General features: G+C 71.4%; 10 protein-coding genes. All 10 read right to left on the bottom strand.

Going from position 1 to position 12771, the window contains the following annotated elements:
- Positions 1-43: 43 nt before the first annotated feature.
- The 10 genes from prmC to nrtL all read right to left on the bottom strand — a co-directional run bounded on the left by prmC (position 44) and on the right by nrtL (position 12692).
- Entirely contained in the window at positions 44-889 is an 846-nt protein-coding gene (gene prmC / locus IE308_RS16675; RefSeq protein ID WP_110630608.1) for a peptide chain release factor N(5)-glutamine methyltransferase, read from the bottom strand.
- 45 nt (positions 890-934) lie between these two features.
- Complete coding sequence (gene prfA, locus IE308_RS16680) at positions 935-2002, bottom strand: peptide chain release factor 1 (protein ID WP_110630606.1); 1068 nt, start codon at positions 2000-2002, stop codon at positions 935-937.
- Between the two features lie 125 nt (positions 2003-2127).
- Positions 2128-2352, bottom strand: a complete 225-nt coding sequence (rpmE, locus tag IE308_RS16685) for a 50S ribosomal protein L31 (protein ID WP_019326867.1) — start codon at positions 2350-2352, stop codon at positions 2128-2130.
- Positions 2353-2500: 148 nt separating this feature from the next.
- Positions 2501-3634, bottom strand: a complete 1134-nt coding sequence (locus IE308_RS16690; protein ID WP_190218559.1) for an LCP family protein — start codon at positions 3632-3634, stop codon at positions 2501-2503.
- A 341-nt stretch (positions 3635-3975) separates the two neighbouring features.
- Positions 3976-6003, bottom strand: coding sequence for a transcription termination factor Rho (rho, locus tag IE308_RS16695; RefSeq protein WP_190218560.1), 2028 nt, complete (start codon positions 6001-6003; stop codon positions 3976-3978).
- Positions 6004-6408: 405 nt separating this feature from the next.
- Entirely contained in the window at positions 6409-7326 is a 918-nt protein-coding gene (thrB, locus tag IE308_RS16700) for a homoserine kinase (protein ID WP_110630600.1), read from the bottom strand.
- 315 nt (positions 7327-7641) lie between these two features.
- Positions 7642-8700 carry a threonine synthase gene (gene thrC, locus IE308_RS16705; RefSeq protein ID WP_110630598.1) on the bottom strand — a complete coding sequence of 353 codons (1059 nt, stop codon included), beginning with the start codon at positions 8698-8700 and terminating at the stop codon, positions 7642-7644.
- A gap of 6 nt (positions 8701-8706) precedes the next feature.
- Positions 8707-9999 carry a homoserine dehydrogenase gene (locus tag IE308_RS16710; protein WP_190218561.1) on the bottom strand — a complete coding sequence of 431 codons (1293 nt, stop codon included), beginning with the start codon at positions 9997-9999 and terminating at the stop codon, positions 8707-8709.
- Positions 10000-10148: 149 nt separating this feature from the next.
- On the bottom strand, positions 10149-11540 hold the full coding sequence (gene lysA, locus IE308_RS16715; RefSeq protein WP_110630594.1) for a diaminopimelate decarboxylase: 1392 nt from the start codon (positions 11538-11540) through the stop codon (positions 10149-10151).
- Between the two features lie 18 nt (positions 11541-11558).
- Positions 11559-12692, bottom strand: a complete 1134-nt coding sequence (nrtL, locus tag IE308_RS16720) for an ArgS-related anticodon-binding protein NrtL (RefSeq protein ID WP_190218562.1) — start codon at positions 12690-12692, stop codon at positions 11559-11561.
- Positions 12693-12771 lie beyond the last annotated feature (79 nt).

The following is a 12771-nucleotide window of genomic DNA, read 5'->3' on the forward strand; positions in this document are numbered from 1 at the left end:
GCCTCCTCGTGCACGTTCGGGCGGGTGGTGGTGGGGCGGGCGGTCACGGCAGCGCCTTGCGGGCCGTGGCGAACCGGGGCCGGTTGTTGAGGTCGGGGTGGTCGGCCGCGTCCGCCCAGCCCTTCTCCTCGGTGAAGATCCACGGGACCTGCCCGCCCTGCGTGTCGGCGTGCTCGATGACGACCAGCCCGCCGGGGCGCAGCAGCCGGTGTGCCGTGCGTTCCAGGCCCCGGATCAGGTCGAGGCCGTCCTCGCCGGAGAAGAGGGCCAGCTGCGGGTCGTAGTCGCGGGCCTCGGGGGCGACGTACTCCCACTCGGTGAGCGGGATGTACGGCGGGTTGGAGATGACCAGGTCGACCTGGCCGTCGAGGTCCGGGAAGGCCGTCAGGGCGTCGCCCTGGCGGAGTTCGACGCGGGAGCCCTCCATGTTCTTGCGGGTCCAGTGCAGGGCCTCGTCGGAGAGTTCCACCGCGTACACGCGGGAGCGGGGGACCTCCTGGGCCATGGCGAGGGCGATCGCCCCGGAGCCGGTGCACAGGTCGACGATGCAGGGTTCGACCACGTCCATGGCGCGTACGGCGTCTATGGCCCAGCCGACGACGGACTCCGTCTCCGGGCGCGGTACGAACACGCCCGGGCCGACCTGGAGTTCCAGGTAGCGGAAGAAGGCCCGGCCGGTGATGTGCTGGAGCGGCTCGCGCTGCTCACGCCGGGCGATGACCTCCCAGTACCGGGCGTCGAAGTCGGAGTCCCGCACGGAGTGGAGCTCGCCCCGCTTCACGCCGTGCACGAACGCGGCGAGCTCCTCCGCGTCGGTGCGCGGCGAGGGCACGCCGGCGTCGGCGAGCCGCTGGGTGGCCTGGGCCACCTCCGCGAGCAGCAGGTTCACGCAAGTCCTCCGGTGCTTGGTCGTACGTCGTACGGGCCTGACGGCTTACGCGGCGGCGAGCTTGGCGGCCGAGTCCGCGTCGACGCAGGCCTGGATCACCGCGTCGAGGTCGCCGTCGAGGACCTGGTCCAGGTTGTACGCCTTGAAGCCGACGCGGTGGTCCGAGATGCGGTTCTCCGGGTAGTTGTACGTGCGGATCTTCTCGGAGCGGTCGACCGTGCGGACCTGGCTGCGGCGGGCGTCGGCGGCTTCCCGCTCCGCCTCCTCCTGCGCCGCCGCGAGCAGCCTGGAGCGCAGGATACGCATCGCCTGCTCCTTGTTCTGGAGCTGGCTCTTCTCGTTCTGGCAGGAGGCGACCACGCCGGTGGGCAGGTGGGTGATGCGCACGGCGGAGTCGGTGGTGTTGACGGACTGGCCGCCGGGGCCCGAGGAGCGGTAGACGTCGATGCGGAGGTCGTTGGGGTTGATCTCCACGTCGACCTCCTCGGCCTCCGGGGTGACCAGGACGCCCGCGGCGGAGGTGTGGATACGGCCCTGGGACTCGGTGGCGGGGACGCGCTGGACGCGGTGCACGCCGCCCTCGTACTTCAGGCGGGCCCACACGCCCTGGCCGGGCTCGATCTGCCCGCGGGCCTTCACCGCGACCTGGACGTCCTTGTAGCCGCCCAGCTCCGACTCGGTGGCGTCGATGATCTCGGTCTTCCAGCCGACGCGCTCGGCGTAGCGCAGGTACATGCGCAGCAGGTCGCCCGCGAAGAGCGCGGACTCGTCGCCGCCGGCGCCCGCCTTGATCTCCAGGATGACGTCCTTGTCGTCGCTGGGGTCGCGCGGGACGAGGAGGAGGCGGAGCTTCTCCGTCAGTTCCTCGCGCTGCTTCTCCAGCTCCTTGACCTCGGCCACGAAGTCGGGGTCGTCGGCGGCGAACTCACGCGCGGTCTCGATGTCGTCGCCGGTCTGCTTCCAGGAGCGGTACGTGGTGACGATCGGGGTGAGCTCGGCGTAGCGCTTGTTCAGCTTGCGCGCGTTCGCCTGGTCGGTGTGGACCGACGGGTCGGCGAGCTTCTTCTCCAGGTCGGCGTGCTCGGCGACGAGTTCCTCGACGGCCTCGAACATCTTGGGCTCCTGCTGCTGCGTGGGAAGGCTGCGTGTAAGGGGAAGGGCGTGCGACCAAAAACGCCGGTCCAGGGCGCACCCCCGGGGGTCGGGGGCGCGGCCGTGGACCGGCGGATTGGGGCTCGCTACTTCTTGGAGCCGGCGGCAGCCTTGCCGAAGCGGGCCTCGAAGCGGGCCACACGGCCACCGGTGTCGAGGATCTTCTGCTTGCCCGTGTAGAACGGGTGGCACTCGGAGCACACCTCGGCCCGGATGGTGCCGGACTCGATGGTGCTACGGGTGGTGAACGACGCGCCGCAGGTGCAGCTGACCTGCGTCTCGACGTACTCGGGGTGGATGTCGCGCTTCAAGGTGTCTCCTAGGTATCGGGAGGGCTCCGGGTCGCAGCCGCGGGATGCGGGAAGCGTGAACCGGGGCCGACGTACCAGTCTGCCAGGACTGGCGCCTTCTCCCCAAACCGGGGGTCGGGATGATCTATTCCCGGGGCGGCCGGGCTCGTCAGGAGCCGCTGACCACGCCCCTGGCCTCGCCGGTGGCCGTGCCCTCGGTGGCCGCCGCGGGGATCGGCCGGTCGTTCTTCAGGGCGGTCCAGACCTGCTGGGCCTTGGCCCGGGCGACGATGACGCGGTTGGGGTCGGCGGGGTCGTACTGCACCGGCATGGTCACCATGTGCATGTCGGAGGCACCGATGCCCTTGAGGCCGCCCGCGAAGGACATCAGGGAGTTCACCGAGCCGAGGTCGGAGTCGGTGGTGACGGCCTTGGTGGCGGTGTCGGCGAGGTCGTACAGCTTCTTGGGGTTGGTGAAGACCCCGATGTGCTTGACCTGGTCGACGAGGGCCTTGACGAAGGCCTGCTGGAGCTGGATGCGGCCGAGGTCGGAGCCGTCGCCGACGCCGTGCCGGGTGCGGACCAGGCCGAGGGCCTGCTCGCCGTTCAGCCGGTGGGTGCCGGCTTTCAGCTTGAGGTGGCTGTCGGGGTCGTCGATGTCCTTGGTCGTGGTGACGCTGACGCCGCCGAGCTTGTCGATGAGCTTCTGGAAGCCGGCGAAGTCAACCTCCAGGTAGTGGTCCATGCGGATGCCGGTGAGCGTCTCGACCGTCTTCACGGCGCAGGCCGCGCCGCCGGTGGAGTAGGCGGAGTTGAACATCACGCCGTGGGCCGCCGGGTACGTGTTGCCCTTGGTGTCGGTGCAGGCGGGGCGGTCGATGAGGGTGTCGCGCGGGACGGAGACCACGCTGGCCTTCTTGTGGCCCTCGTAGACGTGGATGATCATCGCGGTGTCGGAGCGCGCGCTGCCGTCGTCGGCGCCGCCGCCCAGCTTCCGGTTGGTGCCGGAGCGGGTGTCGGAGCCGAGGACCAGGATGTTCTCCGAGCCGTTGTCGACCTTCTCGGGCCGGTCGGTGCCGAGGGCCTGGTTGATGTCGACGCTGTGCAGGTTGCCGTTGAGCTTGAAGTAGACGTAGCCGACGCCGGTGCCGCCCAGGACGACGATGCCCGCGGCGGTCCAGGCCGCGACGAGGAAGCCCTTGCTGCGGGTGCGGGGCTTGCGGCGGCGGCCCTTGGCGCGGCGAGGGCCGCTGGTGCCGGTTCCCCGTATGCCGGGACGCTCCGGCGTGCTCTCGGCGGACATGGTCTCCTCAGCTCGTCGGTGGTCGGTTACCCCCTGCGGTCACGGTCAGGCCCGGTCCGGAAAGGACCCGTACCGTTTCATCGTCACCCCGACGGGTCAGACGGGGAAACTCGGGAAAGGGTTGCACAACGCTCCGTGGCCGAGGTGTACAAAGCCGGTCACCATGGGTGGTCGACGGGGCTCGTCGTACGGCGCTCACCTGGTGATTCATGGCGGTGCGTGGGTGGTCGCGCACGGTGACGCCTGTGGGAAAGATCTCGCGCCGGTAACGCCAGGGCGCCGGTAACGCGCGAAGGGCCGCCCCTCGGAAGGGGCGGCCCTCACACGGTTGCGGGCGGAGGTCAGTCTCCGTTGCCCGGAGCCGGCGTCGTCTTCTGGATCTGCATCAGGAACTCGACGTTCGACTTCGTCTGCTTCATCTTGTCGAGAAGCAGCTCGATCGCCTGCTGCTGGTCCAGCGCGTGCAGGACGCGGCGCAGCTTCCACACGATGCCCAGTTCCTCGGCACCGAGCAGGATCTCCTCCTTGCGGGTGCCGGACGCGTCGACGTCCACCGCCGGGAAGATGCGCTTGTCGGCGAGCTTCCGGTCGAGCTTGAGCTCCATGTTGCCGGTGCCCTTGAACTCCTCGAAGATCACCTCGTCCATGCGGGACCCGGTGTCCACCAGGGCGGTGGCGAGGATGGTCAGCGAGCCGCCGTCCTCGATGTTGCGGGCCGCACCGAAGAAGCGCTTCGGCGGGTACAGGGCGGTCGAGTCGACACCACCGGAGAGGATGCGGCCGGAGGCCGGGGCGGCCAGGTTGTAGGCGCGGCCCAGGCGGGTGATCGAGTCGAGCAGCACGACCACGTCGTGGCCCAGCTCCACCAGGCGCTTGGCGCGCTCGATGGCCAGCTCGGCGACGGTGGTGTGGTCCTCGGCCGGGCGGTCGAAGGTCGAGGAGATGACCTCGCCCTTGACCGACCGCTGCATGTCGGTGACCTCTTCCGGACGCTCGTCGACGAGGACGACCATCAGGTGGCACTCGGGGTTGTTGTGCGTGATCGCGTTGGCGATCGCCTGCATGATCATGGTCTTGCCGGTCTTCGGCGGGGCCACGATCAGACCGCGCTGGCCCTTACCGATGGGCGAGACGAGGTCGATGATGCGGGTGGTGAGCACGCCCGGGTCCGTCTCCAGGCGGAGGCGGTCCTGCGGGTACAGCGGCGTCAGCTTGTTGAACTCCGGGCGGCCGCGGCCGTGTTCGGGCGCCATGCCGTTGACGGAGTCCAGGCGGACCAGCGCGTTGAACTTCTCGCGGCGCTCGCCTTCCTTGGGCTGGCGGACGGCACCGGTGATGTGGTCGCCCTTGCGCAGGCCGTTCTTGCGGACCTGGGCGAGGGAGACGTACACGTCGTTCGGGCCGGGCAGGTAGCCGGAGGTCCGGATGAAGGCGTAGTTGTCGAGGATGTCGAGGATGCCGGCGACCGGGATCAGGACGTCGTCCTCGTTGATCTGCGGCTCGGAGGCGATCTCGTCGCGGCCGCGGCGGCCCCGGCGGTCGCGGTAGCGGCCACGGCCGCGGCGGCGGCCGCCCTCGAAGTCGTCGTCGTCCTGCTGCTGGCGGTCCTGGCGGCCGCCGCCCTGCTGCTGGCCCTGCTGCTGACCGCGCTGCTGGCCCTGCTGCTGGTCGTCGCCCTTGCCGCGGCGGTCGCGGTCCCCACGCTCACGGTCCCCGCGGTCGCGGTCGCGGTCACGGTCCCGGCCGCGCTCGCGGCGGTCGCGGCGGCGGCCCTCGCCGCCCTCACCGGACTCGGACTTGCCGTCCTGCTGCTGCGACTGCTGGGCCGGGTTCTCGGCCTTCGGCTCGTTCTTCGCCTCGGCGGCGACCGTCTCGGGGGCCGCGGAGGGGCTGCCGGCGTCGGCGGTGGCGCGACGGCGACGGCGCTCGCCCGGAGCGTCGTCGGAGGCGGCGGGCTGGCCGGGGATCTCGATCTGCTGCTGGGCCGTCGCCTTCTCGGCGGGGGCCTCTGCCTTGTCGCCCTTGTCGGCCTTCTTCTCGGCGGGGGTCTCGTCACCCGTGCGCGTCCGAGAGGTGGCGCGGCGCTTCGGCTTGGTGTCGGTGGCGGCCTCGGCCTTCGCCGGGGCGGCACCCCCTCCGGCCTGCGCTTCCTTGATGACCTCGATCAGCTGGCTCTTGCGCATCCGCGCCGTGCCCCTGATGCCGAGGCCGGAGGCGACCTGCTGCAGCTCGGCCAGCACCATGCCCTCGAGGCCGGTACCGCGGCGCCGCCGGGAGCCGGCACCGGTGGCAGGCGCGGAGGCGTCCGTGGCGGGCGCGGCAGCGGTCTCCTCGACACGTGCGCCCATCAGATCGGTGGTGTCGCTCACGAAGGGTCCTTCCCTGGAGCGGACGTCGGCCTGTCTGGCTCGGCGACCGGTTGTGCTGTCCGGCTTCGGTCCCATCCTTGTGGACCGTGCCGGGGCGGTGGTCCGCCTAAGCGGCGGAAGAGATAACTGGTGATGGCGCTTCCTCGACGTGCCGTGGCACCCGGTGTCACGTGGCGTGGTCGCACCGATTCCGGAGCGTGCCCACCGGCCCGCTCAGCGCCCGCATACGGCGTACTGCCCAGGTACGACGTACGGAACACAGTGCGGCGTGGGGAGCTCCCGGAAGAATGTCTGTCCCGGACGGGGACACGAGGCACCTCGCCATGGTGGGGTCGGGTGCAGACTTGAGATTAACACTACCGGATCCAACAAACATTCCCCCTCTCCAAATCCGGCAACCGTGTGTCAGGTCGCCAGCGGGAGCACGCTCGCTCCCCGAAGGTCCAGGCCCAGCCGGTTGGCGGCCCAGTCCTCGCCCGCCAGGGCCTCCACCTTGTCGGCGGACGCCGCGTCGACCAGCGCCATGACCGTGGGTCCGGCTCCGGAGATGACCGCGGGGATGCCGTCCGCCCGCAGTCGCTCCACCAGCGCGGCGCTCTCCGGCATGGCGGGGGCGCGGTACTCCTGGTGCAGGCGGTCCTCGGTGGCCGGCAGCAGCAGCTCGGGGCTCCTGGTCAGGGCCTCGACGAGCAGGGCGGCGCGGCCGGCGTTGGCGGCGGCGTCGACGTGCGGGACGGTGCGCGGGAGCAGGCCGCGGGCGGTCTCGGTCAGGACCGGCTTCCCGGGCACGAAAACCACCGGAACGATGGAATCGGCGGGGTCGAGCCGGATGGCGCGGGCCGCGCCGTTCTCCATCCAGGCGATGGTGAAGCCGCCGAGCAGGCACGGGGCCACGTTGTCCGGGTGGCCCTCGATCTCGGTGGCCAGTTCCAGCAGCGCGGTGTCGTCGAGCTTGGACTCGCCGCCTATGGTCACCGCCCGGGCGGCGACGATGCCGGCGCAGATGGCGGCGGAGGAGGAGCCGAGGCCGCGGCCGTGCGGGATGCGGTTGGCGCAGACGATCTCCAGGCCGCGGGGCTGGCCGCCGAGGGCGTCGAAGGCGGTGCGCAGGGAGCGGACGAGGAGGTGCTTCTCGTCGCGCGGGAGGGTCTCGCTGCCCTCACCCGCGATGTCGATGTGCAGCCCGGAGTCGGCCACCCGGACGACGACGTCGTCGTACAGCCCCAGCGCGAGGCCGAGGGCGTCGAAGCCCGGGCCGAGGTTGGCGCTGGTGGCGGGGACGCGCACCCGGACGGCGGCGGCGCGGAACGCTGGACCGGCCATCGCTCGATGACTCTCCTTGAGCTGCGTGATTGTCGAATGACAGTCGATACGTGCCTGAGACCCTCGGCCGCGCGGTCGACGCGGCACTGCGGCATGCGCCGGGGGCGGCATATGCGGCGGGCGGGTTCAGTACAGCCTATCGAAGGAAGGTTCTGTGGCGACATAGGGCGCACAGGAGGCGCACGATGCGTGTCGCAAGCCCCCTGTGCACCCTCCGTAGGGAACTTCCCCAGGTGAGGGTCGGTTTACGCGACCGGACGCGGCCGTGTGCACCGGACCGGATACGGCCGCCTGCACCAGACCGCTTACGGCCGTCTACACCAGGCCCAGCCGCTCGGCCGCGGTGGCCGCGTCGACCGGGACGGTGACCGGCTGCGGGGCGCCGGCGACGGCCCAGTCGGGGTCCTTCAGGCCGTTGCCGGTGACGGTGCAGACGATGCGCTGGCCCGGGTCGACCTTGCCCTGCTCGGCGGCCTTCAGCAGACCGGCGACGGAGGCGGCGGAGGCGGGCTCGACGAAGACGCCCTCCTGCGAGGCCAACAGGCGGTAGGCGCGCAGGATCTCACGGTCCGTCACCTCGTCGATGGCGCCGCCGGATTCGTCGCGCGCGGCCAGGGCGAACTGCCAGGAGGCCGGGTTGCCGATGCGGATGGCGGTGGCGATGGTGGACGGGTCCTTGACGACCTCGCCGCGCACGATCGGGGCGCTGCCGGAGGCCTGGAAGCCCCACATCCGGGGGGTCCTGGAGGACACGCCGTCGGCGGCGTACTCGCGGTAGCCCTTCCAGTACGCGGTGATGTTGCCCGCGTTGCCGACCGGCAGGACATGGATGTCGGGCGCGTCGCCCAGCATGTCCACGATCTCGAACGCGGCCGTCTTCTGGCCCTCGATCCGCACCGGGTTGACCGAATTGACCAGCGCGACGGGGTAGTTGTCGCTCAGCGCGCGGGCCAGGGTGAGGCAGTCGTCGAAGTTGCCGTCGACCTGCAGGATCTTCGCGCCGTGCACGAGGGCCTGGCCCATCTTGCCGAGCGCGATCTTGCCCTGCGGGACAAGCACGGCCGAGACCATGCCGGCGCGCACGCCGTAGGCCGCCGCGGAGGCGGAGGTGTTGCCGGTGGAGGCGCAGATGACGGCCTTCGCGCCCTCCTCCTTGGCCTTGCTGATCGCCATCGTCATACCGCGGTCCTTGAAGGACCCGGTCGGGTTGGCGCCCTCCACCTTCAGGTGGACCTCGCAGCCCGTGCGCTCGGAGAGCACCTGCGCGGGCACGAGCGGCGTACCGCCCTCGCGGAGGGTGACGACCGGCGTGGTGTCGGACACCGGCAGCCGGTCCCGGTACTCCTCGATGATTCCGCGCCACTGGTGGGTCATTGCTGGTTACTCTCCTTCAACCCGCATGATGCTGGCGACACCCCGCACGGTGTCGAGCTTGCGCAGCGCCTCGACGGTCCCGGTGAGGGCGGCGTCGGACGCGCGGTGGGTGACGACGACGAGGGAGGCCTCGCCGTCCTTGCCCTGCTGGCGCACGGTGTCGATGGACACGCCGTGCTCGGCGAAGACGGTGGCGACCTGGGCGAGCACGCCCGGTTTGTCGGCCACGTCCAGGCTGATGTGGTACCGGGTGACGACGTCACCCATCGGCGACACGGGCAGGGCGGCGTACGCCGACTCGCCGGGCCCCGTTGCCCCGCTGAGCCGGTTGCGGCACACGGCGACGAGGTCGCCGAGCACGGCCGAGGCGGTGGGCGAGCCGCCCGCGCCAGGGCCGTAGAACATGAGCTGGCCGGCCGCGTCGGACTCGACGAAGACGGCGTTGTAGGCACCGCGCACGGAGGCGAGCGGGTGGCTGAGGGGGATCATCGCGGGGTGCACGCGCGCGGTGACGGACCCGCCGTCCTCGGCGCGCTCGCAGATCGCGAGGAGCTTGATGGTGCAGCCCATCTCCTTCGCCGAGGCGAAGTCGGCGGCCGTGACCTCGGTCATGCCCTCGCGGTAGACGTCGTCGAAGCGCACGCGCGTGTGGAAGGCGATCCCGGCGAGGATGGCGGCCTTGGCGGCGGCGTCGAAGCCCTCGACGTCGGCGGTCGGGTCGGCCTCGGCGTACCCGAGCGCGGTGGCCTCGTCGAGCGCCTCCTGGTAGCCGGCGCCGGTGGAGTCCATCTTGTCGAGGATGAAGTTGGTCGTGCCGTTGACGATGCCCATCACCCGGTTGATCTTGTCGCCGGCGAGGGACTCGCGCAGCGGCCGGATCAGCGGAATGGCCCCGGCGACGGCGGCCTCGTAGTAGAGGTCCCGGCCGTGCTCCTCCGCCGCGGCGTGCAGGGCGGCCCCGTCCTGGGCGAGCAGGGCCTTGTTGGCGGAGACCACGGACGCACCGTGCTCGAAGGCGGTGGTGATGAGGGTGCGGGCGGGCTCGATGCCGCCGATGACCTCGACCACGACGTCGATGTCGCCGCGTTTGACGAGGGCGGTGGCGTCGGTGGTGACGAGGCTCGGGTCGATGCCCTCGCGGACCCGGTCGGGCCGCCGTACCGCCACGCCCGCCAGCTCGACGGGGGCGCCGATCCTGGCCGTGAGGTCGTCGGCGTGCGTCGTCATGATGCGCGCCACCTCTGAGCCGACCACTCCACAGCCCAGCAGCGCCACCTTCAGCGGACGCGTACGCATCATCCGACCTCGTTTCCTCATACCCTCTACGGTTGGACCAGTCTCACTCACCGGACCGGAGTTTCTGCCCTCGGTCCGGATGGTGAGACGTCTATTTCATTATCTCGCGGGGAAAGACAGGAGATCTTCCGCCTGTCCCGCTGTGCGGTACTTCACCCGACATCGAGCCGCAGCAGGTCCTCCTCGGTCTCGCGGCGGACGATCACCCGGGCCTCGCCGTCCCTGACCGCGACGACCGGCGGGCGCAGCACGTGGTTGTAGTTGCTGGCCATGGACCGGCAGTACGCCCCGGTCGCCGGTACGGCGATGAGGTCACCCGGTGCCAGGTCGGCCGGCAGGAACGCGTCCCGCACGACGATGTCGCCGCTCTCGCAGTGCTTGCCGACGACACGGGAGAGCATCGGCGCGGCGTCGGAGGAGCGGGAGACGAGGGCGACGCTGTACTCGGCGTCGTACAGCGCGGTGCGGATGTTGTCCGACATGCCGCCGTCGACGGAGACGTAGGTGCGCAGCCCGTCGAGGGCCTTGACGGTGCCGACCTCGTACAGCGTGAAGGCGGTGGGCCCGACGATCGCCCGCCCGGGCTCGACGGAGATGCGCGGGGTCGTCAGCCGGGCGGCCTCGCACTCCCGGGTGACGATCTCGGTGAGCGCCTTGGCGATCTCGTGCGGCTCGCGCGGGTCGTCGTCACTGGTGTACGCGATCCCGAGCCCGCCGCCGAGGTCGATCTCGGGCAGCTCGACGCCGTGCTCGTCCCGGATGTCCTTCAGCAGCCCGACCACGCGATGGGCGGCAACCTCGAACCCGGACATGTCGAAGATCTGCGACCCGATGTGGGAGTGGATCCCGATCAGCTCGATCCCGTCGAGCTGCAGCGCCCGCCGCACGGCCTCGGCGGCCTGCCCCCCGGCCAGCGGAATCCCGAACTTCTGGTCTTCGTGCGCGGTGGCGATGAACTCGTGGGTGTGGGCCTCGACGCCGACGGTGATGCGGATCTGCACGCGCTGGCGGGTGCCCAGCTCCTGCGCGATGTGGGCCACGCGCACGATCTCCTGGAAGGAGTCGAGGACGATCCGCCCGACCCCGGCCTCGACGGCCCGCCGGATCTCTTCCGTGGACTTGTTGTTGCCGTGGAAGGCGATGCGGTCGGCGGGCATGCCGGCGGACAGCGCGGTGGCGAGCTCGCCACCGGAGCACACATCGAGATTGAGCCCCTCCTCATGCAGCCAGCGCACGACGGCACGGGAAAGGAACGCCTTCCCGGCGTAGAAGACGTCGGCGTCGGTGCCGAAGGCCGTGCGCCAGGCCCTTGCACGGGCCCGGAAGTCGGTCTCGTCGAGGATGTAGGCGGGGGTGCCGTACTGCTCGGCGAGGTCGGTGACGGAGATCCCGCCGACGGTCACGACACCGTCCTCGTCACGGCTGACGGTCTGGGACCACACCTTGGCGTCGAGGGCGTTCAGGTCCGCGGGCGGGGCGGAGTAGTGGCCCTCGGGGAGGACGTCGGCGTGACGGGGCCCGGCGGGGTGTGCGGAACGGCTCATGTCTCTTCGTGGGCTTTCTCAGAGGTGGTCGGGTGCGTCGATGCCGAGCAGGGTCAGGCCGCCGGCCAGCACCGTCCCGGCGGCTTCGGCGAGGGCGAGCCGGGCACGGTGGGCGGCCGAGGGTTTCTCCGCACCGCGCGGCAGCACGGTGGGCAGGAACGGCAGGACGGCATCCGCGACGGTGACGAGGTGCCGGGCGAGCCGGTCGGGGGCGCGGTGGGTGGCCGCGGCGGTGAGGATGCGGGGGTGGTCGGCGAGGAGCCGCAGCAGAACCGGTTCCTCGTCGCTGAGGGCATCGGGCCGACTGTCGAACCCGAGATCGGCGGCGTTGCGGTGCAGGGCGCGGGTACGGGCGTGGGCGTACCGGACGCGGAAGAGGGGATTGCTCTCCCGCTGCACGAGGTGCTCGTCGCCGATCCGGGGGCGGTCGTGCGGGGCGGGGTGAAGCAGGGCCCAGCGGGCGGCGTCGGGGCCTAGGGGGGTGGGGTCGGTGGGGGTGGGGGTGGGGCGGAGGGTGACCTGGGTGACCTGGGTGACCTGGGTGACCTGGGTCGCCTGGGTCACCCGGGGGGCGGGGTCGTGTTCGACGGGGGCGTCGATGGTGGGGCGCAGGTTCACGGGCGGCCCGTGACCGTGCTCGACGTCGGCGGGGGCGGGGGCGGGGCGCATGCTGCGGCGCGGCCCAGGCTCATGCTCGACGTCGGCGCGGGCGCCCTGGGAACGGGCGATGCGAGCGACGGCGTCGGCGACGACTTCGGCGCGGATCTCGTACGGCACGCGCAGCACGAGGACCTGGCCGGCGAGGGCGTCGCCGTGGCCGTAGGCGAGCCCTTCACGCAGGATCCGCGCGACGAGCTCCGCCGCTGTCGCACCGGCGAGGCGGATGTTGAGGAACCCGGGCCCGGTGATCTCGACGCCGGCGACACCGTCGGCCTGGGCGAGCCGGGTACGAATGACCTCGGCGACGCGGCGCGGGGGCTGTCCGGCGGGGCGGGCGAGCTGGAGGGCGATGTTGGTGGCGTAGTCGCCGCATCCCCCGGGCCCCGGCACGGTGACGACGGCCCGCTCAGGAACGCTCACGCGCAGCTCCCCCTCGTCGACAGCGCGACGCACGGCGTGCAGCACGGTGCGGGAGAGCTCGACGGGGGTCACGGGACAAGCGTAGGGGAGGTAGGGGGTGGGTAGGCGAGCCGGTTTCGGTGGGGTCCCGGGATGTGGACGGGGGGTGCGA

It is taken from the genome of Streptomyces griseosporeus, assembly GCF_014656055.1.
Taxonomy (GTDB): domain Bacteria; phylum Actinomycetota; class Actinomycetes; order Streptomycetales; family Streptomycetaceae; genus Streptomyces; species Streptomyces griseosporeus.